The following is a 20,971-nucleotide window of genomic DNA, read 5'->3' on the forward strand; positions in this document are numbered from 1 at the left end:
TATGACCAAGACAATCCGCCTGACGATGGCCCAGGCGCTGACCCGCTTCCTGTCCCACCAGATGACCGAGATCGACGGCAAAAAGGTGCCGATTTTTGGTGGCGTCTGGGCGATCTTCGGCCATGGCAATGTCGCCGGCATCGGCGAAGCGCTCTACCAGGTGCGCGACCAACTGCCGACCTTTCGCGCCCATAACGAACAGGCGATGGCGCATGCGGCGATCGCCTATGGCAAGGCCAATTTCCGCCGTCGCTTCATGGCCGCGACCTCTTCGATCGGCCCCGGCGCGCTGAACATGGTGACGGCGGCAGCACTTGCCCACGTAAACAGGTTGCCCGTCCTGTTTTTGCCGGGCGATGTCTTCGCCAACCGCATTCCCGACCCCGTGCTGCAGCAGGTCGAGGATTTTTCCGACGGCACGGCGACGGTCAACGACTGCTTCCGGCCGGTGTCGCGCTATTTCGACCGCATCACGCGGCCGGAACAGATCATCCCGGCGCTCAATCGCGCCATGCAAGTGCTGACCGACCCGGCCGATTGCGGCCCGGTGACGCTTTCGCTCTGCCAGGATGTACAGGCCGAGGCCTATGACTATCCCGAGAGCTTCTTTGCCGAGCGGATCTGGCGCCAGCGGCGGCCGCGTCCGGACCGCGGCGAACTGGCGGCCGCCGTCGCGGCACTCAAGGGCGCCAGGAAGCCATTGATCATTGCCGGCGGCGGCGTTCTCTATTCGCAGGCTTCCGATGAACTGGCCAAATTCGCGCAAGGCGCGGGCATTCCGGTCTGCGAGACGCAAGGCGGCAAGTCCTCGCTGCCGGACGATCACAAGCTCAACATGGCGGCGGTTGGCGTCACCGGCACCTCGGCCGCCAACCGGCTGGCGGAAGAGGCCGATGTGGTGCTTGCCATCGGCACGCGGCTGCAGGATTTCACCACCGGCTCGTGGGCGCTGTTCAAGAAGTCGGGCAAGACCATCATCGGGCTCAACGTGCAGCCTTTCGATGCCGGCAAACACCGGGCGCTGCCGCTGGTCGCCGACGCGGCCGAAGGGCTCGCCGAACTCGCCGCCGCGCTGCAAGACTGGAAGGCGCCTGAGGCCTGGACCGACAATGCGGTCACCGGCAAGAAAGCCTGGCAGGCCGATGCGGCCAAGGTGACGGCCTCGACCAATGCCGCTTTCCCCTCCGACGCGCAGGTGATCGGCGCCGTACAGCGCGCCATGGGCTCCGGCGTGACGCTGCTGCACGCGGCAGGCGGCCTTCCCGGCGAATTGCACAAGCTCTGGCAAGCGGGCGCGCCCGGCTCCTACCATGCCGAATACGGCTTCTCGACCATGGGCTACGAAATCGCCGGCGGGCTCGGCACCAAGATGGCCAAGCCCGACGATGAGGTCGTGGTCATGATCGGCGACGGCTCCTATCTGATGCTGAATTCCGAGATCGCCACCTCGGTGATGCTTGGCCTCAAGCTCACCATCGTGCTGCTCGACAACAGGGGTTTTGGCTGCATCAACCGGCTGCAGATGGCGACCGGTGGCGCCAACTTCAACAATCTCCTGAAAGACTCGCGCCACGATATTTTGCCCGACATCGACTTTGCCGCGCATGCGGCGAGCATGGGGGCGATCGCCGAGAAGGTGCCGTCCATCGCCGAGCTGGAAAACGCGCTGCAGAAGGCCAAGAAGAACGACCGCACCACCGTGCTGGTCATCGACACCGATCCGCTGGTTTCCACCGACGCCGGCGGCCATTGGTGGGACGTGGCGGTGCCGGAAGTGTCCGCCCGCAGCCAGGTCAACGCGGCGCGCAAGGTCTATGATGAGAAACGGCAGATGCAGACCATCGGCGATTGATGTCGGCGCCGAGGCTCCTCCCTTCTCCCGTTTACGGGGAGAAGGTGCCGGCAGGCGGATGAGGGCGGCTCCAACGAACAAGAACTGTTTTAGCACCGGAGTGACGACTTGAAAGCCAAACTGGGCATGTCCCCCATTGCATGGTGGAACGACGATCTTGCCGAACTCAGCGATGACGTGTCGCTGGAGGAATGCTTGCGCCAATCGCGCTCGGCCGGCTTTACAGGCATGGAGATGGGCCGTCGCTTCCCCAACGATCCCGCCGTCATGCTGCCGATCCTGAAGGCCGCCGACGTGACGCTCTGCGGCGGCTGGTTCTCGGGCACGCTGGTCGACGAGGAAATGGCTGCCAACAAGGACCGCATCCAGCCGATGATCGACCTGTTCAAGGCGGTTGACGCGCCTTGCATCGTCTATGGCGAGGTCGGCCGCTCGATCCAGGGCGACCGATCCAAGCCGCTCGCCACCAAGCCGAAGCTCACCAGTGATGAGATGAAAGCCTACGCGCGGCGCCTGACGGAATTCGGAGAATGGTGCGCCGAGCAAGGCATGCCGCTTTCCTATCACCATCACATGGCGGCCGTGGTCGAGACCGAGCCGGAGCTCGATGCCTTCATGCGCCATTCCGGCGAAGGCATCCCGCTGCTGCTCGATGCCGGACACCTCGCGTTTGCCGGCGGCGACGTGCTGCGCGCCATCGACAACCATCACAAGCGCATCAGCCATGTCCATGTGAAGGATGTGCGCATGGATGTGATCGACAAGCTCGACCGTACGAAGCAGTCCTTCCTCGACGCAGTGGCGCTCGGCGCCTTCACCGTGCCGGGCGACGGTTCGCTCGATTTTGGCGCCATCGTGCAGCGCTTCGCGGATCATGGCTATGAAGGCTGGTTCGTGGTCGAGGCCGAGCAGGATCCGAGGAAGAACCCGCCGCTCAAGATGGCTGAGGTCGGCTACAAGGAGCTGATGCGGGTGATGACGGATGCCGGCTACACCGTCGAGACGCAAGGCTTTCCGAGTGCCTGAAGGCTGGATTCACGGTGCCGCGCGGTCTATCTGAGGCAGATTGCTGAGTTACGGATGGCGCGATGAAAGATTATGAACACCCGTTCTTCCGCCCGCTTTGGCGGCGCATCGCCGTCGTCGCGGTCTGCCTGATCTGGTCGGTGATCGAATTCGCTTCCGGCACGCCGTTCTGGGGCGTGATCGCGCTCGGTTTCGCCGGCTACGGCGCCTGGCAGTTTTTTTATCTCTACAAGCCGGCTGAAGAAAAAGAGGCCGAGCCCGAACCGAAGGAGTGACTGGTCGCGTAGGCGATTAGCTTGCAGCGCCTCGGCCAATCTGAGGCGTCTGCGATGATCCTTTTGAACAACCGGTGAAATCGTCGGCCTGGACAAGCTGCAACCCGTCAAGCCACTGGAACAGGAGAGACAAAATGTCCAAACTGCTCGTCAAAGCCGACAAGGGCCATGGCCGCGTCGCGCATGTGACGCCGAAAAGCGCCGGCTGGACTTATGTCGGTTTCGACCTGCATCGGCTGAAACCAGGCGAAAGCGCCTCGGGAAAGACGGACGACCGTGAAGTCTGCCTGGTGTTCGTGACCGGCAAGGGTACCGCGACAGCCGCCGGCAAGGATCTCGGCCTGCTCGGCGAGCGCATGTCGCCTTTCGAGGGCAAGCCGTGGTCCGTCTACGTGCCGCAGGGATCGGACTGGTCGGTGACGGCCGATACCGAGCTGGAACTTGGCGTGTGCTCGGCGCCCGGCCTTGGCGGCGGCCTGCCGGTCCGGGTGATCGGACCGGACGATCTCGGCCAGGAGGTGCGGGGCAAGGGCACCAACACGCGCTACGTCACCAACATCCTGCCGGAAGGCCAGCCCGCCGACTCATTGCTGGTGGTCGAGGTCATCACGCCCGGCGGCCACACGTCGAGCTACCCGCCGCACAAGCATGACCAGGACAACCTGCCCGCTGAATCCTATCTCGAGGAGACCTACTACCACCGCCTCAACCCGCCGCAGGGCTTTGCCTTCCAGCGCGTCTATACCGACGCCGACAAGGATGGCCGGCGCGCGCTGGACGAAGCCATGGCGATCGAGGACGGCGACGTGGTGCTGGTGCCCAGGGGCTATCATCCCTGTGCCGCCTGCCACGGCTATGACCTCTATTATCTCAATGTGATGGCCGGGCCGAAGCGGACGTGGAAATTCCACAATGCGCCCGAGCACGAATGGTTGATGAAGGCCTGACCGCTCTGCGTTTCCGGCTGAACCTATTGGTCCAGCTTTGAAAAATCGTCGGCTAACGACCCTGAGGGTCGATTTGCCTTCGAAAACCCTTCAAAGCTTCGTCAATCCGTCATGGAAATCACCTATGGCAACAGTTCCAGTGCATGTCACCCAAAAGTGCGTAGCGGTTTTGGGACGACGACATGCACCAAATGAAGATTTAAAGCGCGTCGCACCCTCACTTCAAACGCGGCGCGCTTTAACGAGGACTTCCCATGCGTTATGCCATTTATTTCACTCCCCGGCAGGACGAGCCGCTGGCGCGAATCGCCGCCAACTGGCTGGGCCGCGACCCGTTTGGTGCCGCGACCAGGCCTGTTGAGGCCGTTGCCGACTTGTCTGCGGCGGAAGTGGCCTTCCACACCGCTTCGGCGCGCCGCTATGGCTTTCATGCCACGCTGAAAGCGCCCTTCCACCTGGCTGCCACAGAGACCGAGGCTTCGCTGCGCGCGGCGCTCGACCGTTTTGCCGAAGCAACGCCTGTCGTGACGGTCCCGCGCCTTGTCGTCAGCCAGATCGACGGCTTCTTCGCGCTTGTGCCGGATGGTCCGCTGCCTCCGCTCAACCGCTTCGCCGACGACGTCGTGCGCGATTTCGACCGGTTTCGCGCTCCGTTGAGCGAGGCCGAGATCGAGCGGCGCAGTCCGGATTCGCTGAAGCCGGCCGAGTTTCGCAATCTCTGCCAATGGGGTTACCCCTATGTCTTCGACACCTTCCGCTTCCACATGACCCTGTCCGGCCGAGCCGGACCGCAGGAAAGCCCCCGGCTGCGCGCGGCGATCGACAGCCTTTTCGCCGATGTGTTGCGCCAGCCCGTGCTGGTGGATGCGCTGACATTGTTTGTCGAACCCGAACCCGGTGCGCCGTTCATGGCGCTTTCCCAGCACGGCCTCGGACGCCGCCCGGCCCGGAAAATCGCCTGAACGAACCCGACTGCAAGAATCAAGGACTACCCGCAATGACCGTCGAAACTGTCCTTTCCAACGCCCGCATCGTTCTTGCCGACGAGATCGTCGAGGGTTCACTGGTGCTGCGCGACGGCTTTATCGCCGGCATCGATGCTGGCACTGGCCGCATCGGCGAGGACATGGGCGGCGACTATATCATTCCCGGGCTGGTCGAACTCCACACCGATCATCTCGAAGGCCATTACGCGCCGCGGCCGAAAGTGCGCTGGAACCCGATCGCCGCGGTGCTTGCCCATGACGCGCAGGTCGCGACCGCCGGCATCACCACCGTGCTCGACGCGCTCCGCGTCGGCATGGACGAAGACGCCGACCTGACATTGGACGACATCCGCAAGCTGGCCGATGCGATCGAGGACAGCGTTGCGCAGGACCGTCTGCGGGCCGATCATTTCCTGCATCTTCGCTGCGAGGTTTCAGCGCCGGATTGCCTCAAGGCATTCGCCAATTTCGACGGCGACGAGCGGGTCAGGCTGGCATCGCTGATGGACCATGCGCCGGGCCAGCGCCAGTTCGTCAATCTGGAAACCTATGCCTACTACTACCAGCGCAAGCTGAAACTCTCGGATCGCGACTTCCAGAAATTCTGCGAGAAGCGGATGGACGAATCGGCACGCAACTCCGGACCGAACCGCGTCTTCATCGCCGCCGCCTGCCAGGAGCGCGGTATCGTGCTCGCCAGCCACGACGACGCCACGTCGGCCCATGTCGACGAGGCCATTGAGCAGGGCGTGCGGGTGGCCGAGTTCCCGACCACCGAGGAAGCGGCGCGGGCCTCGAAGGCCGCCGGGCTCGGCGTGCTGATGGGCGCGCCCAATGTCATGCGCGGCGCCTCGCATTCGGGCAATGTCTCGGCCCGCACCTTGGCCAGCGACGGCCTGCTCGACATCCTGTCCTCCGATTACATCCCCTTCAGCCTGATCCAGTCGGCCTTCTTCCTCGGTGACATGGTCGAAGGCATTTCGCTGCCGCAGGCCGTCGCCATGGTTTCGAAGAACCCGGCGCAGGCCGTCGGCCTTGACGACCGCGGTGTCATCGAGCAGGGACGCCGCGCCGATCTGGTGCGCGTGCGCGTCGACGATCACGTTCCGGTCGTACGCACCGTATGGCGGCAGGGACGCCGGGTGGCATGATGGTGTCGGCCTTGATCGAGCGCGAACTGTCCGCCGAAACCTTTCCGATCCGTCACGGCGTCTTTGTCGCTGTCGTGGGCCCGAGCGGTGCCGGCAAGGACACGGTGATCGGTTATGCCAAGGCGCTTTTCGCCGACGAGACGCAACTGGAGTTCGTGCGCCGCGTCATCACCAGGCCGAGCGACGCGGCGAGCGAGGATCACGACACGCTGGCTGACGCCGCCTTCGCCGAGGCCGATGCCGACGGCGCCTTCGCCATCTCCTGGGAAGCGCATGGCCTGCGCTATGGCCTGCCTGCCGATGTCGACTGGTCCGTCTCCAATGGCCACGTCGCCGTGGCCAACGTGTCGCGCGCGATCATCCCCACCTTGCGCGAACGCTATGCCAATCTGGCAATCGTCGAGATCACCGCTTCGCCCGAGGTGCTGGCGGAACGGCTGGCGATGCGCGGCCGCGAGTCGCGCGGCGAAGTGCTGGCGCGGCTGGCGCGCAGCGCCAATGTGACCTTGTCCGGTCCGGGCGTCACGTCGATCGACAATAGCGGCCCGCGCGAGGTGGCCGGCGAGCGCTTCGCCGAGCTGCTGCGCAAGGCGATGGCCTTTTCCGACATGTCGGGCCTGATCTAGAGCCGGGCCCGCTTCACCCGTTTGCTTGCGCTGCCGCCGGAACGCTTGGGGATGCTGGCCGCCTAGGGTGATTCTGGATTACGATCCGGAATTCGCCCCGGGAATCAGGGTCGAGCCAGACAGGAAGCCTTGATGCAGACATTGACACCCATCCTCTCGACAATCACGGCGGCATTTCTCGCCTCCTTGGTCGAAGTTGTCGAAGCTTTCACCATCGTGCTTGCGGTCGGAGTGACACGCAGCTGGCGTCCGGCACTGACGGGCGCCGCGCTGGCGCTGGCGCTGCTGGCGGCCCTGGTGCTGGCGTTCGGGCCGTTGCTGGCGCTGGTGCCGGTCACGATGCTGCAGTTCGCTGTCGGGGTGCTGCTGATCCTGTTCGGCATGCGCTGGCTGCGAAAGGCCATCCTGCGCAGCGTCGGCGTCATCGCCCTGCATGACGAGGAGGCGGCCTTCGCCAAGGAAACCGCGGCGCTGCACCGGCAGGCCGACGACCGGCGCGCCGACTACCTCGCCGGACTGGCCTCCTTCAAGGCGGTGCTGCTCGAGGGCGTCGAGGTGGTGTTCATCGTCATCGCCGTCGGCGCCGCGCATGGACAGACATTTTACGCCAGCATGGGCGCGCTGGCCGCTTTCATCCTGGTGATGCTTGTCGGTCTGGCGGTTCACCGGCCGCTGGCGCGCGTGCCCGAGAATGCGCTGAAATTCGTGGTCGGGCTGATGCTGACCAGCTTCGGCATCTTCTGGACCGGCGAGGGGATCGGCGCCGACTGGCCGGGCGCCGATCTTGCCCTGCTCGCCATCTTCGCCATCGTCGCTCTGGCGTCATTCGCCATGGTGCGCTGGCTGCGCGGCACCCGTCCGACAGCAGCCGGAGGGCTCGCCCGATGAACGTCCTTCGTCTCGTCGCCAGGGAATTCTTCGGCATGTTCGTCGATGACGGCAATCTGGCGCTGCTGGCGCTGGTCCTGGTGGCCGCCGTTACCGCGGGGGTGAAGCTGCTCGCACTGCCACCGCTGCTTGGCGGTGGGCTGCTGCTGGTCGGCTGCCTTGCCATCCTTTTGCAAAGCGTTCGCCGCGCCGCACGCGAGGGCGGTAGGTAGTTAAGTCAAGGCCGCATGGGCGGGATGACCCGACGGTGGCCATGAAGGCACGCAAGCCCCGCGGCTCCCCGCAGCGCGGGTATGCTACTTCTTTCCGCAGGGACAAGCACCACGCTGGCTGGCGTTACTCCGCAGCGGCGCCGACCGCGCCCTTGCGGGCGGCATCGACCATCCGCCGCCGCGCCCGGAACACGCCCCATTGCTGGTCGACCAGCACGCCGATGAGGATGACGCCACCCATCACCGCGAAGTTGAGCGAGGAGGGAATGCCGAGCAGGTTGACTAGGTTCTGCAATTCCTGCAGCAGCACCGTGCCGAGGATGACGCCGATCAGCGAGCCCTCGCCGCCGCGCAGCGAGAAGCCGCCGAGAACGGCGGCCGCAATGGCGTAGAGCTCGTAGAACTGGCCATGGCTGGCCGGCGAGATCGAGCGCGTATACATAGCGAAATAAATCGCCGACAGCGCGGTGAGCACGCCGCAGATGACGTAAGCCGCCATGACGACGCGCCCGGTGCGAATGCCGGAATATTTCGCCGCCTCCTCGTTCTTGCCGATGGCGTAGAGATAGCGCCCGAACACCGAGCGGTGCAGCACCACCCACATGACGATGGCGATGACGATCAGCGCGAAGAAGGAGTTCGGCACGCCATACGAGCGGCCGGCGGTCAGGAATTCGAGCGTTGGGAAATTCTGGCCGAAGGCGAAGCCCGCCGTGCCGTCGGCGGTGTAGAAGCGCGCGACGCCGCGATAGATCAACAGGCCGCACAAGGTGACGACGAAAGGCTGCAGCTTGAGCCGCGTGATCAGCCAGCCATGCGCCAGCCCGATGATGGCGCCGAGCACCAGGATCAGCACGAAGGCGATCGGCCATCCCATGCCGCGTACGGCGATGAAGTCGATGAACAGCGTCCCGAGCAACGCGACGACGGAGCCAACGGACAGCTCGATGCCGCCGGTGATGATGACGAAGGCCTGCCCTATCGACAGGATACCAAACAGACCGATGAGGTTCGAGGTGTTGGCGAGATTGATCGGCAGGAGGAAGCGCGGATTGATGATGGCAACGATCGCTCCGACCACCAGGATGAGGATCAGCAGGCCAAGATCTTTCTTTGTCATGGTCGTCTCCGCTTAGCTAAAGCGCGTCGCGCGCTTCAGCTCTTTGTTTATGCATGCCGTTGCCGCAAAACCGAGGGTCACTTTTGCGCGGCATGCATTAGTTTGCCGGCTTGCCCACCGCCAGCAGCAGCACGTTTTCCTGGCTGAACTGATCCTTGTCGAGAATGCCCGAGATCTGGCCCTCATGCATGACGGCAATGCGATCGGAGACGCCGATCACCTCTTCCATGTCGCTGGAGATCATCAGCACGGCGACGCCGGCGTCCGCCAGCGCCCGCATCAGCCCGTAAATCTCCGCCTTGGCGCCGATGTCGATGCCGCGCGTCGGCTCGTCGAGGATCATCACCTTCGGGTTCATGGCGAGCCATTTGCCGAGCACGACTTTTTGCTGGTTGCCGCCCGACAGCGTACCGGTGCGCGTCTGCACCGAAGGCGCCTTGATGCCGAGATTCTTCTTTTGCTTCTCGGCGGTAGCGACTTCCGCGCTGTTGGAGACCAGCGAGCGCCTGGCATGCGCCGGCAAATTGGGGAGTGAAATATTCTGGGCGATCGACAGGTCGAGCAGGATGCCGGTCAGCTTGCGGTCTTCCGGCACGAGGAAAATGCCTTGCGCGACGGCATCGGCGGCACTCGCCAGCGCCAGCGGCTTGCCGTTGAGTTCCAGCGTGCCGCCAAGGCTGGCTTCGATGCCGAAGAACACCCGCGCCAGTTCGGTGCGGCCGGAGCCGACGAGGCCGGCAAGGCCGAGGATTTCGCCGCGCCTGACGTCGAGATCGACCGGCCGGCTGGGATAGGTGGGGGTGCGGATGGCCTTGGCCGAGAGCGCCACGGCGCCCGGCGCCCGCCCCGCCTCGGAGGCCTTTTCACGTTCCTTCAGCATGCGGCCGATCATCAGCTTGACCATCTGGTCGTGGTTGATGTCGCGCTTGCCTAGCGTGCCGGCCAGCATGCCGTCGCGCAGCACGACGACCCGGTCGGCGACGCGCTCGATCTCGTGCAGGCGGTGCGAAATGAAGATGACGCTGATGCCGTCGGCCTTCAGCGCCTTGATGACGTCGAGCAGCTTGTCGGTTTCGGCGAGCGGCAGGCTCGATGTCGGCTCGTCGAGGATGACCAGCCTGGCCTTGATCGACAGCGCCTTGGCGATCTCGACCATCTGCTGCTGCGCCAGCGACAGGTCCGCGACCTGTGTGTCGGCTGAGAAATTGGCGCCGACGCGCTTCAGCAGCGGCGCCACCATTTCGCGCAGTTTCGCGCGGTCGACCAGCCTCAGCGGCCCGGCGCGCAGCGGTTCGCGGCCGAAGAAGATGTTGGCGGCGACATCGAGGTTTTCGAACAGGTTGAGTTCCTGGTGGACGAAGGCGATGCCGGAACCAAGGCTGCCTTCGACCGTCAGGTCCTTATGGGCGGTGCCGTCGACGGTGATGGTGCCGGTATCCGGCGTGGTGACGCCGCCGAGGATCTTCATCAGCGTCGACTTCCCCGCGCCGTTCTCGCCGACTAGGCCGATGACCTCGCCCGGCCTGACCTCCATGGAAAACCCGTCGAGCGCCACGACGCCCGGATAGGTCTTGCGCACGTTCTCCAGGCTGAGGAACGGAGTGGTCGCCGCGATGGATGTGTCGGAATAATTCATCATGCCTGACAGCAGCCGGTGGGCCAAAACGGCCCGATCTGCAGACTGACGATCCCGGCAGGGTTCGTCAATGCGAACAGCCGGCTCAAGCGAGTTGAGCCGGCTGAACCGGGTGTAGTCTTAGTTTCCAGACATCGCCTTGAGATTGGCGGCATAGGCGTCAACGTCATCCTTGCCGATGATCTTGGTCGGGATGATGATCAGGCCGTTGGCCGGGATGCCCGATTTGTCGCCCTTGAGATAGGCGGCCATCAGCTTCATGCCCTGATAGGCCCATTCGAAGGGCTGCTGCACGACGGTGGCGGCAATGGTTCCTTCCTTGACGCCGCCCAGCGTGATCGGATCGTCATCGAAGCCGACGACGGTGATCGAGCCGAGCTTGCCGGCATCGCGCAGCGCCTCATAGATGCGTGGCGTGTTGTAGGAGTAGAAGCCGACCATGCAGGTGACGTCGGGGCTGGCGACAAGCGCGTCCTCGACATTCTTCTTGGCGCGCGCCTGGTCGATGTCGTCGCCGCGCACGTCGACGAGCTCGATCTTGGTGCCGGCGAGGCCATCCTTCATGCCCTGGATGCGCTCCTTGGCATTGTCGGCGCCGAGCAGGCCGACGAAGCCGAGGCATTTGCCGCCGTTAGGCATCGCCTTCTTGGCGATTTCAGCCGCCTGCTTGCCGGCGTCGACGTTGGACGAGCCGATATAGGCGACGCGCTTGGTCTGCGGAGCATCGCTGTCGGTGGTGAACAGCGCCGTTTGCGAAGCGATCTTGTTCAGGCCATCGGTCGAGGTCTTGGGATCCACGGCCGAGACCATGATGCCCTTGACGCCGGCGGTCACCAGATCGTCCATCAGCCGCTGCTGGATGGCGACCGAGGATTGTTCGGGATATTTGAGTTCGAGCGTGTAGTCGGGCAGTTCGCCCTGCGCCTTCTTGACGCCGGCTTCGGCCGCTTTCCAGAAATCGGAAGCGCCGTTGACGACGAAGGCCAGCGTCGGCTTGTCGTCGGCGCGCGCGATAGCCGTCGCCGTCAGGCCGACAGCCAGGGCCGCGGCGGCCACGGATGCATTGCGTATCAAGGATTTCATGTTCAACCTCCCGTTTTGGTCAGTCGTAGGACTGACCGGACTAGCTCACTGGAATGTCTTGCTCACTGGATTGTCTTGCACACTGGAATTGCCGTTTGCGGCTTGGACGCCCCTCCTCCCCAAGGGTTCCCGGCACTGAGAAGACTGGCGTCGTTCCCAGCCACGGCCACGGACTTTAGACAACCATTCTTCATTCGTAAATAGTCCGATTTGTCTGACATATCACATATGCGAGACAAAGTTGGCGGGGGCAAATACCGCTCGCGATCGGGCCATTCACAGACGCTCCCACCACACTCCCACCACACCTGGACCCGACCGGGCCGGATGCGATGGATTGACGGTACAGCGCATTCTTGTATTAGTAAACACTATTAGCAAGGACCGATTTGCCGACGCGTCGATCCCTTGGCCGCACGAAGCCGAAGCCGCACGATCTTGGGATTTTGCGAGGCTTGAGCTTGCAGAGGGGATGAGGTCGCGAGGATGATAATAGTTATTAGTTCGGTCGATGTCCCCTTGGACTGGAAGCATCGCCTCATCTTGTCGGCCCGGCGGGCCACGGCTAGACAGGCTGGGGATTTGGGGGCGGCATGAGCGAGACGATGGACCGGGCCATTGGGAAGCGCCGCAAGGCGGCGGCAAAGCCCAAGGGCCGCGTCACCATGACCGACATTGCGCGCGCCGCCGGCTGCTCGCAGGCGACGGTCTCCTTCGTGCTCAACAATTCGCCGGGCATTCGCCTGTCGCAGCAGACCCGGGAGCGGGTGATCGAGGCGGCGCGGGCGCTCGGCTACAGCGCCCCCGCCTTTTCGGCGCTGAAGCAGCCGGTTCCAGCTTTCGAGGGCGCCGCCTTTGATGGGCCCGCCTTTGATGGGCTCGACGGCGTGATCGGCTTTGCCGTCGACCAGCTCGCCACCAGCCCGGAGGCGGTCGTGGCCATCGAGGGCGCGCGGCAGGCCTCGTGGAATGCCGGCAACGTGCTTTTGGTGGCGCAGACCATGGGCGACGCCGTGATGGAGCCGCGCGCCATACAGGCGCTGACCAGGCGGGGCATTTCGGCGCTGATCTACATGACCATCTTCACCCGCGAGATCACGGCGCCGGACTTCCTCTATGGCCTCGACATCCCAGTCATCCTGCTCAATTGCTACACGTCGGACTATGCCTTCCCCGCCGTGGTGCCCTCCGAGATCGCCGGCGGCCAGAGCTCGACGCGGCACCTGATCGGTCACGGCCACCGCCGCATCGCCACCATCACGGGCGAACCCTGGATGCAGGCCGCGCAGGACCGGCTGAAAGGTTACCGCCGCGCGCTCGCCACCGCCGACATCCCGTTCGACCCCGAACTGGTGGTCGAGGGCGACTGGTCGGCCAGCGCCGGTTACGCCGCGACGGTGAAGCTCTTGGCCCTGAAGGACCGCCCGACCGCCATCTTCTGTCAGAACGACCGCACCGCGATCGGCTGCTACGAAGCGCTGAAGGAAGCCGGCCTGCACATTCCCGCCGAAATTTCGGTCGTCGGCTACGACGACGAGGAAATCGCCCGGCATTTGTTCCCGCCGCTGACCACCTCGATCCTGCCGCATATGGCGATGGGCCAATGGGCGATCGAGCAGCTGGAAGCACCGGCGCAGGTGGGCAGGGGGCGCTATCCCATCACCAAGCTGGAGTGCCCGCTGGTGGAGCGGGAGAGCGTGGCGACGTTCAAGGGCGCCGCATAAACGCCGGCCTTTTCTCCGTCCCACCGTGCTCCCCGCGCCTTGGCTTCATCCTGATTGCAGTCTAGCCTGCGCCCACAGCCAGGAGAGGGGCATATGACGTCGAGTTTCACCGTTCATGACGCATCCGGCTATGAGCAGCTCATGGGCCGCTGGAGCCGAAAGCTCGCGCCCAAATTCATCGATTTCGCCGGGCTCGCCCCCGGCGAACAGATCCTCGACGTCGGCTGCGGCACCGGCAGCCTGACCTTCGAGCTGGCGAAATCCGCCGGGCTCGCGGCGATCACGGCAATCGACTTTTCGCCTGTTTTCGTCGAGGCGGCAAAGCGGCGCAACACCGATCCGCGCATCGAGATCAAGCAGGCGGACGCCACCGCCTTGCCGTTCGCCGACAATGCGTTCGACCGCGCGCTGGCGCTGCTGGTGCTTCACTTCGTGCCGGAAGCCGGCAAGGCGGTTGCCGAGATGCGCCGGGTAACGCGGCCGGGCGGCGTGGTCGCGGCCGTGGTGTGGGACCATCTCGGCGGCATGGCGGGCATGCGCATGATGATCGACACGGTGGCCGCGCTCAGCGAAGGCGGCCGCCAGATGCGCAGCCGCTATTGCTTCCAGCCGATGATGCAGCCCGGTGAAATGAAACGGACCTTCATGGAGCAGGGGCTGGCCGAAATGACCGAAACCGAGCTGATGATCCGCATGGATTACCAGGACTTCGCCGACTATTGGGCGCCGATATCGGCCGGCGAGGGCACACTCGGCAAATACATGACCACGCTGGAGCCGGCCGAGCGGGTGCGCACCGAGGCTGCCGTACGCGATGCCTATCAGGCCGGGCGACCGGACGGGCCGAGGTCGTTCGCCAATGTCGCCTGGGCGTGCAGGGGCGTGGTGCCCTGACCGCCCATGCGGCGAAGCGCCTATAAAAACTGCGGTCAGGCCTGCCGAGCGACCAGATCGACATAGCGCTGCAGGTAGAGCGGCCAGCCCTGATCGCCGGCGACGGCGTCGCGGACGCCTTCCCAGCCCTGGCCATGGCGCTCCAGGTTGCGATGCTCGATCTCGACGCGAGTGCGCTCAGCCGTTTCGGCTGTGAACCGCACCTCCCACTCGCTGGTCTTGGCCGGGTCGGTCTCGATGCGCCATTGCGGGCTGATGTCCCAGCTCAGGAGCACGCGGTTGGGCGGCTCGTAAGCCAGCACGCGCGCCCAGCGGCACTCGCTGCCGTCGACGCCGCGGTCATAGACGTGGCCGCCGACCCGAGGCTCGAACACCGTCTCGGCGATTTGGGCTGCAAGCAGATTGTGCTCTGGCGGTTTGAAACGGCCGAAATCCTCGGTGAAAACCTTGAAGGCGCGCGCGATCGGCGCCTCGACCACCACGGATTGTTTTACGGAGGCGATGGGGACTTGCGTGTTCATGGTCACTCCTCTGGTGGGGTCTCGACGGCCAGCTTGTAGGCCGCGAGCGTCTTGCTCCAGAACCGGTCGAGCCAGGCGCGCATCTGGCCAAGCCCGTGCGGATCGATGTGGTAGACGTTGCTGGCGCCCTTCGGCTCCGCGCGCACCAGCCGCGAATCCCGAAGCACCTTGAGATGCTGCGACACCGCGGACTGCGACACGCTGACCTGCCGCGTGACCTCCGCCACCGTGCGCGGCCGCTCCGCGATCAGCTCGAAAATCTGCCTTCGGGTCGGATCACCCAGGGCGGCAAGCTGTGCGCTATCAACAGTCATGACTTATGATTAGCGCAGACTGATGATTGAGTCAATGTCTGGCGGGCCCAGTGTGGCGGCGAGGAGATTTCTGCCGAGAGAGATCGCGGGTCAGTCCGGGTGGAAGGAATTACGAAGGTCGAAATCCACCCGGGCATAAGGCTGGCTGCGCGGCTATCCCTTGCGTTCTTCAAGGCTGTTGCCGCCGTCGACCACCAGCAAGGCGCCGTTGATATAGCTGGCGCTCTCGGAGGCCAGGAACACGACCGCCGCCGCGACCTCATCGGGCCGGCCGGCGCGGCCCGGCGGCGCATGCAGGGCCGCTATCCGCTCCGCCTCGCTCGACGCGCCTGTCTCGATCCAGCCAGGCGCCACGGCATTGGCGGTGACGCCGTGGCGCGCCACTTCCAGCGCCAATGTACGGGTCAGGCCGACCATCCCGGCCTTCGCCGCGGAATAGGCGGCGGTGCCCTGGTAGGAGACCAGCGGCCCGGTCACCGATGCGACATTGACGATGCGGCCATACCCCGCTTCGACCATCGCCGGCAGAAACGCCCTGGTGACGAGAAACGCGGTCTTCAGGCTGGTCTCGATGCCCTGGTCCCACTCGGCCTCGCTCATCGTCAGGAAGGTCCTGTCGACGGATGGCGAGGCCAGCGATCCCATGCCGGCATTGTTGACCAGGATATCGACAGCGCCGACCTCGGCCCGCAGCCGCTCCACCTCAGCGGCAATGGTGAGATCGGCGACCGCGGCCGTGGCATCGATGCCCTCGCCGCGAAGCTCGCCAGCGCGCTCCATCACCCGCGCGCTGGCGCCGGTCAGGAAAACCGCATGCCCGGCCCGGCCAAACCGGCGCGCAATGGCAAAGCCGATGCCGTCAACAGCGCCGGCGCCGGTGATCAGGACGCGCCCGGTTTTGGGGGTGGTTGTGGCCAAGTGAGGCTCCAAAGCCCGTTCGGGCCAAAGGGTTACCGAAGTCTCCGGTATAAACCGTAACCCATCCCGACAGGATTCGAACCTGTGACCTCTGCCTTCGGAGGCCGATTTAGCCAGTCTTTTCAATAGCTTCTGTTTCTACGATATCGTTCGCTAAGCTACTACGACGACTGACTTTTTGTCGACCCAAAAACCGAAGCCAGTATCCTACCGCAGGCCGGAGTTTCCGTCCGGGTGCTTCCGTGGTGCTTCCGCGGGATCACTTCGACAGAACCCTGAGGTGTGCGATGGCTAAGCTGAACAAACGAACCGTGGATCAAGCGGGATCGGGAAAGTCGGACTACTTCCTTTGGGATGATGAGTTGCCTGGCTTTGGGCTGCGCGTGTTTTCATCCGGCAAGCGCAGCTACCTCGTGCAATATCGAGCTAAAGGTCGGACCCGCCGGTTCACCATCGGTCCCCACGGGGTCTGGGCACCAGATGCGGCCCGAAAGGAGGCCCGCATATTGATCGGTCGGATCGCGCAAGGCGACAATCCTGCGGAAACGAAACTTCTCGACGCCAAAACGATTACCGTCAGAGAGCTTTGCACCCGATATTTGGCTGATTGTGAAGCCGGACTTGTACCTGGCAAAGGCGGTCGCCCCAAGAAGCCGTCGACTATGGAGATCGACCGTAGCCGTATAAAGCGCCACATCCTTCCGCTCCTCGGGAACCGGAGAGTGACCGAGATCACCATGGCAGACATTGCCAAATTTCTGCGCGACGTTGCCAACGGCAAGACCCGAACCGACATCAAAACGAAGAAGCGTGGCCGAGCGATCGTTCGCGGAGGCATTGGCACCGGCTCGCGCGGCGTCGGTCTTCTCGGCAGCATCTTCTCCTATGCAGTTAGAGAAGGGATCATCGAAAAGAATCCGGTTCACGGCTTTCGTAAGCCAAAAGATCGCGTCCGTGACCGTCGCCTGACCGAGCGTGAGTATAGAGCGTTAGGCAAGATTCTCGCGGACGCCGCTCTCGACCCGCAGTTTTCAACGGCCACGAAAATGGTTCGAGCCCTCGCTATGACAGGATGTCGACGAGGCGAGATCATCAATCTTCGAATGGGCGAGATCGATGTTCAGCGCAGTTGCATCAGGCTTGAGGACTCCAAGGAAGGTGCGTCGACTCGGGCTATCGGCCTGCCTGTGGTCGAGTTGCTCAAGCCACTATTGTCCGGCGATGAGGCTGATTTTGTTTTTCCTGGCACGGAGGAAGGGAAGCCATTGGTCGGCTTCCCCAAGCTATGGCAAAAGCTCGTCAAAGACACGCCGCTTGAAAGCGTGACACCCCACGTGCTTCGTCACAGCTTCGCGAGCGTGGCAAACGATCTCGGCTTTACCGAGTCGACCATAGCTGCATTGGTGGGACATTCTCGCGGAACGATCACAAGCCGCTACATCCACACGGTAGACACTGCGCTCGTAATGGCAGGTGACACAGTCGCTAGCTACATTCAGGCTTTGCTCGATGGAGCGAAGTTCGAGCGCGCAAATTATGCGCTCGATCACAGTGCGCGCAAGGATGCCATGCGGAAGTTCTTGACGACGGCTGTAGGGTCCACCGGTACTAAGATGTCGTGACGGTGCAATTGCGCAACATCTTACGAGTTGGTTGTCGCTTTGCGTACATGCACTTCGTGACAGGGACCCAGAGGTCGCCTCCCGAGGCATTATCTTTGCTCGATTCGACCTCGTCGCGATTCGAGCGTTGGAAAGAACGCCGTGACGATGCCTCAACATTTGAAATGTCTTGCTGGATGGGCACGGGGAGCCGCGACCCGAAGACGTAATTGACACGGACGGCGAGGTCGTAGGGACTTGGTCACGTGTCGAAGACGTCTTCTACAGTTTCACCTCAAAGGGAGCAGCGGAACACCTCCTCTCTCGCCGTTCACTAAGCCGGGATTGTCGGAATTTGGTCAGCCTCTAACCGCGACCTTGCCTTGAGCAGCCGTGAGGGCGGCCATCAAGGCCACTTCTTCGTCACCGTGGCTGGCCTGACGCAGCGCCGCGTCAGGAAACGGCCACTGCAACGAAAAGCGATTGTCCTTGCCTTTCGATGCGGAACAAGATGGGCTGTTTCTGCTGGCGGGACTTGGTCCACTCTTGCTGGATATCAGAAGGCTGCGTCACGTTGCGGTTGTTGGCCGAGATGATGACGTCCCCAGGCCGAAGGCCGTTCTCCGCGGCGAGGCTATTTGGCGCCACGTCCTGGATGAAGACTCCGGTCGTACCCGGCTGGAGACCGAGTTGTTGACGCGCTTCGTCAGGAATGGGGCTGAGCGACAATCCGAGCGGTTGGTCCGCCGCTTCCGGACTCGGAACTGCACCGGTCTGCACCTCCTCGTTCTTGCGTTGACCCACAGTGAGCTCCACCTCCTGCTGGGAGCCGCCGCGGTTCCTTGTCAACGTCGCTTTCGACCCTGGCTTTTCGTTCGCTGCCGCCAATGTCAAGTCATGGACGCCCTGGATATCTTTGCCGTTGAACCGGGTGATCACGTCCCCCGATTGCAAGCCGGCCTTCTCCGCCGGACTGCCGGGCTCGACCGAGGCGACCAGCGCTCCCTTGGTGCTTGATATGCCAAGTGACTGGGCAAGCGGCGGCGTCACCTCCTGGAGACGCACTCCGATGAACCCGCGCTCGATGCGGCCGGTGCGGATCAGCTGATCAGCAACGCTTCGTGCAGTTCGGGAGGGCACGGCGAACCCGATGCCTATGCTGCCGCCGGACGGAGAGACGATGGCCGTGTTGACCCCGATCACTTCGCCGCGCGCGTTAAACAGAGGGCCGCCGGAATTGCCTCTATTAATCGAGGCGTCTGTCTGAAGGAAATCGTCGTAAGGGCCGGCTTGGATGTCGCGCGAGCGGGCGGAAAGAACGCCGACGGTAACGGTTCCCCCGAGCCCGAAGGGACTGCCAATCGCGATCGTCCAGGCCCCCGGCTGCATTGCGTCAGAGTCACCCCAGGCGGTGGCCGTCATGTTGGGGCGTGGATCGACCTTCAGCACCGCAATGTCGGTCGCTGGATCGCGGCCCACAAGTCGCGCGGGCGAAGTCTCCCTATCGGAGAATACGACGTGGATTTCGGTGGAGTCGGCCACGACATGATTGTTGGTGACGATGTAGCCCTCGGGACTGACCACGAAGCCGGAGCCAAGAGCTTCTCGCACCTGCGGCTGGGCAGGCCCGCGGCTGTCGAAGGGGTTGAGAAAGTCGTCGAGCATCGTTTGGTCCTGGATGATCTGCCTCGTCGTGATCGCGACCACGGCCGGCAGTTTCTGACGCACGATTGCGCTGAAGTCGTTCGGAATTTCCTGTGCTGAAACTGGAGCAAAGCCGGCAGCCGTGAGCATCAAAATTCCTGCGACGAAGCCAATGCAAAGTCGCTTCCCGGAAATGTAAGACATGATTGGTTCTCCTGCCCGACCGCCCTGGCGCTGCTGCGCGAACCCAAGAACTGACATTCACGCCGATTGTTTCACCGGTTTGAAAAAATGTTTATGGTGGGCTGAACTGCGGGGATGTGGCCTTGCGGGGCCATTGAAATTTGCTCGAAACTCTCCAAAATTTCAGCTGGTGGAAATCGCGAGAGAGCCACCAAACATGACGTCAACAGAGGAGACTGTTCAAAGCGGAGAACTATCGATGGAAGGAGCCATTTCGACGAGTTTTCCCCCGATCGGGCCCGTGGGCTCTGATGCATTTCTTGACCGGTTACTCCATCCGGCACGGCATTTCGAGCGACCCCAGGACGTGCTGACCGACGTGACGCTGGACGTCCAGGAGAAGCGTGCAATCCTTTCGTCATGGGCATCGGATGCATGTGCAGTGGAATCGGTGCCGGCGCTGCACATGCCGCCGGGAGCAACCGAACCGGTCAGCTTCGATGCCATCATGGATGCGTTGCGCCAATTGGATCAGTTGGAGAAGCTTCCCGGCACCGGTCGCGGTCGTGAGATCGACAGCATTGCGGTCACCAGTCTTGCAGCATCCGTCGATCGACTTTGAGTGGAGCGCAGCCACGCTCTTCATCCGAGGCATCCGCCCGCCGGCGAGGATTCGCTGGCGGGGATAGACGTGTTCTCTCAGCGACCATTCGTCTGGCTGAAAATTTTCCTATAGGCCCCTTGAACGTGTAAATCACTGTTATAAATGTTGATCACCGGCCGCCACATGGGGCCGGCACAAGTCCAGGAGGCGCCAAGGCTCTTGGCGTCTCCTTGTATCCATGTTGCTCGAAGGAGGATGTGGCTATGAGGACAAACCTCGATTTCACCCCTCTGTTCCGGTCCAGCATCGGCTTCGACCGGATTTTGAACATGCTGGAAAATGCGAGCCGTGTCACTGCGATAGACAATTGGCCGCCCTATGACATCGCCAAGGCTGGTGAGGACGCCTATCGCATCACCATGGCGGTTGCCGGCTTCTCGCAGGAACAGCTGACTATCACTCATCAACCTAACCTGCTGGTTGTGAGCGGGTCGCAATCTAGCGATGATGACGGCCAGTATCTCTATCGCGGCATTGCCGGGCGTGCCTTCGAGCGTCGGTTCGAACTGGCCGACCATGTGCAAGTCGTCGGCGCCAGCTTGGACAATGGGCTGCTGAACATCGATCTCAAGCGCGAGCTTCCCGAAGAGATGAAACCGCGCCGGATCGCCTTCGCAGGCAGTCCGGCAAAGGCAGCGCCGCGGCAGATCGACGCCGAAAAGAACGCTGCCTGAAGTCAGAGTGAATCAGAAGCGACAGGCACCGG

General features: G+C 63.3%; 21 protein-coding genes. 14 read left to right on the top strand and 7 right to left on the bottom strand.

The window, feature by feature from the left end; genetic code table 11:
- Nucleotide 1 precedes the first annotated feature (1 nt).
- The 9 genes from iolD (at nucleotide 2) to FJ960_RS16465 (ending at nucleotide 7,963) form a co-directional block, all read left to right on the top strand.
- A complete protein-coding gene (iolD, locus tag FJ960_RS16425) occupies nucleotides 2–1,852 on the top strand; it encodes a 3D-(3,5/4)-trihydroxycyclohexane-1,2-dione acylhydrolase (decyclizing) (RefSeq protein WP_140715316.1) in 1,851 nt (616 codons plus the stop codon).
- A 108-nt stretch (nucleotides 1,853–1,960) separates the two neighbouring features.
- Nucleotides 1,961–2,878 (top strand): myo-inosose-2 dehydratase, encoded by a 918-nt coding sequence (gene iolE / locus FJ960_RS16430; protein WP_140509584.1) that lies wholly within the window; start codon nucleotides 1,961–1,963, stop codon nucleotides 2,876–2,878.
- 62 nt (nucleotides 2,879–2,940) lie between these two features.
- Complete coding sequence (locus tag FJ960_RS16435; protein WP_140509582.1) at nucleotides 2,941–3,153, top strand: DUF3329 domain-containing protein; 213 nt, start codon at nucleotides 2,941–2,943, stop codon at nucleotides 3,151–3,153.
- 134 nt (nucleotides 3,154–3,287) lie between these two features.
- Nucleotides 3,288–4,100 carry a 5-deoxy-glucuronate isomerase gene (gene iolB / locus FJ960_RS16440; RefSeq protein ID WP_140509580.1) on the top strand — a complete coding sequence of 271 codons (813 nt, stop codon included), beginning with the start codon at nucleotides 3,288–3,290 and terminating at the stop codon, nucleotides 4,098–4,100.
- Nucleotides 4,101–4,354: 254 nt separating this feature from the next.
- A complete protein-coding gene (locus FJ960_RS16445) occupies nucleotides 4,355–5,062 on the top strand; it encodes a DUF1045 domain-containing protein (protein WP_140509578.1) in 708 nt (235 codons plus the stop codon).
- Nucleotides 5,063–5,097: 35 nt separating this feature from the next.
- On the top strand, nucleotides 5,098–6,237 hold the full coding sequence (locus tag FJ960_RS16450) for an alpha-D-ribose 1-methylphosphonate 5-triphosphate diphosphatase (protein WP_140509577.1): 1,140 nt from the start codon (nucleotides 5,098–5,100) through the stop codon (nucleotides 6,235–6,237).
- Nucleotides 6,234–6,863 (top strand): phosphonate metabolism protein/1,5-bisphosphokinase (PRPP-forming) PhnN, encoded by a 630-nt coding sequence (gene phnN, locus FJ960_RS16455; RefSeq protein WP_181166159.1) that lies wholly within the window; start codon nucleotides 6,234–6,236, stop codon nucleotides 6,861–6,863. Before FJ960_RS16450 ends, phnN begins: the two co-directional genes overlap by 4 nt.
- A 132-nt stretch (nucleotides 6,864–6,995) precedes the next feature.
- Entirely contained in the window at nucleotides 6,996–7,751 is a 756-nt protein-coding gene (locus tag FJ960_RS16460) for a COG4280 domain-containing protein (RefSeq protein WP_140509575.1), read from the top strand.
- Complete coding sequence (locus tag FJ960_RS16465) at nucleotides 7,748–7,963, top strand: hypothetical protein (RefSeq protein WP_027142400.1); 216 nt, start codon at nucleotides 7,748–7,750, stop codon at nucleotides 7,961–7,963. The genes FJ960_RS16460 and FJ960_RS16465 overlap by 4 nt, the downstream gene beginning before the upstream one ends.
- A 124-nt stretch (nucleotides 7,964–8,087) precedes the next feature.
- On the opposite strand, the gene FJ960_RS16470 is transcribed toward FJ960_RS16465, so the two are convergent.
- The 3 genes from FJ960_RS16470 to FJ960_RS16480 form a co-directional block, all read right to left on the bottom strand.
- On the bottom strand, nucleotides 8,088–9,083 hold the full coding sequence (locus FJ960_RS16470; protein ID WP_140509571.1) for an ABC transporter permease: 996 nt from the start codon (nucleotides 9,081–9,083) through the stop codon (nucleotides 8,088–8,090).
- Nucleotides 9,084–9,180: 97 nt separating this feature from the next.
- Entirely contained in the window at nucleotides 9,181–10,719 is a 1,539-nt protein-coding gene (locus tag FJ960_RS16475; protein ID WP_140509684.1) for a sugar ABC transporter ATP-binding protein, read from the bottom strand.
- A 120-nt stretch (nucleotides 10,720–10,839) separates the two neighbouring features.
- A complete protein-coding gene (locus FJ960_RS16480; RefSeq protein WP_140509570.1) occupies nucleotides 10,840–11,802 on the bottom strand; it encodes a sugar-binding protein in 963 nt (320 codons plus the stop codon).
- 593 nt (nucleotides 11,803–12,395) lie between these two features.
- Here FJ960_RS16480 and FJ960_RS16485 point away from each other — a divergent pair.
- Both FJ960_RS16485 and FJ960_RS16490 read left to right on the top strand, forming a co-directional pair.
- Entirely contained in the window at nucleotides 12,396–13,526 is a 1,131-nt protein-coding gene (locus FJ960_RS16485) for a LacI family DNA-binding transcriptional regulator (protein WP_181174256.1), read from the top strand.
- A gap of 93 nt (nucleotides 13,527–13,619) precedes the next feature.
- On the top strand, nucleotides 13,620–14,420 hold the full coding sequence (locus FJ960_RS16490) for a class I SAM-dependent methyltransferase (RefSeq protein WP_140715318.1): 801 nt from the start codon (nucleotides 13,620–13,622) through the stop codon (nucleotides 14,418–14,420).
- 35 nt (nucleotides 14,421–14,455) lie between these two features.
- Here FJ960_RS16490 and FJ960_RS16495 read toward each other — a convergent pair whose 3' ends face one another.
- The 3 genes from FJ960_RS16495 to FJ960_RS16505 form a co-directional block, all read right to left on the bottom strand.
- The gene (locus tag FJ960_RS16495) at nucleotides 14,456–14,941 is read right to left on the bottom strand and encodes an SRPBCC family protein (RefSeq protein WP_140509566.1); all 486 of its coding nucleotides are present in this window, start codon (nucleotides 14,939–14,941) and stop codon (nucleotides 14,456–14,458) included.
- Nucleotides 14,942–14,943: 2 nt separating this feature from the next.
- Nucleotides 14,944–15,255, bottom strand: a complete 312-nt coding sequence (locus FJ960_RS16500) for a metalloregulator ArsR/SmtB family transcription factor (protein ID WP_140509564.1) — start codon at nucleotides 15,253–15,255, stop codon at nucleotides 14,944–14,946.
- A gap of 153 nt (nucleotides 15,256–15,408) precedes the next feature.
- A complete protein-coding gene (locus FJ960_RS16505) occupies nucleotides 15,409–16,173 on the bottom strand; it encodes an SDR family NAD(P)-dependent oxidoreductase (protein WP_140715320.1) in 765 nt (254 codons plus the stop codon).
- 287 nt (nucleotides 16,174–16,460) lie between these two features.
- Here FJ960_RS16505 and FJ960_RS16510 point away from each other — a divergent pair, with 287 nt between their 5' ends.
- Nucleotides 16,461–17,795: a site-specific integrase gene (locus FJ960_RS16510; RefSeq protein WP_140715322.1), complete on the top strand. Its 1,335-nt coding sequence runs from the start codon at nucleotides 16,461–16,463 to the stop codon at nucleotides 17,793–17,795.
- 432 nt (nucleotides 17,796–18,227) lie between these two features.
- On the opposite strand, the gene FJ960_RS16515 is transcribed toward FJ960_RS16510, so the two are convergent.
- A complete protein-coding gene (locus FJ960_RS16515; RefSeq protein ID WP_140715324.1) occupies nucleotides 18,228–19,622 on the bottom strand; it encodes a Do family serine endopeptidase in 1,395 nt (464 codons plus the stop codon).
- A gap of 238 nt (nucleotides 19,623–19,860) precedes the next feature.
- Between FJ960_RS16515 and FJ960_RS16520 the strand changes: the two genes are divergently transcribed.
- Both FJ960_RS16520 and FJ960_RS16525 read left to right on the top strand, forming a co-directional pair.
- Nucleotides 19,861–20,223 (top strand): hypothetical protein, encoded by a 363-nt coding sequence (locus FJ960_RS16520; RefSeq protein WP_140715326.1) that lies wholly within the window; start codon nucleotides 19,861–19,863, stop codon nucleotides 20,221–20,223.
- A 245-nt stretch (nucleotides 20,224–20,468) separates the two neighbouring features.
- Nucleotides 20,469–20,939 carry an Hsp20 family protein gene (locus FJ960_RS16525; protein WP_140715328.1) on the top strand — a complete coding sequence of 157 codons (471 nt, stop codon included), beginning with the start codon at nucleotides 20,469–20,471 and terminating at the stop codon, nucleotides 20,937–20,939.
- Nucleotides 20,940–20,971 lie beyond the last annotated feature (32 nt).

The organism is Mesorhizobium sp. B2-3-11 (assembly GCF_006442215.1).
Lineage (GTDB): Bacteria > Pseudomonadota > Alphaproteobacteria > Rhizobiales > Rhizobiaceae > Mesorhizobium > Mesorhizobium salmacidum.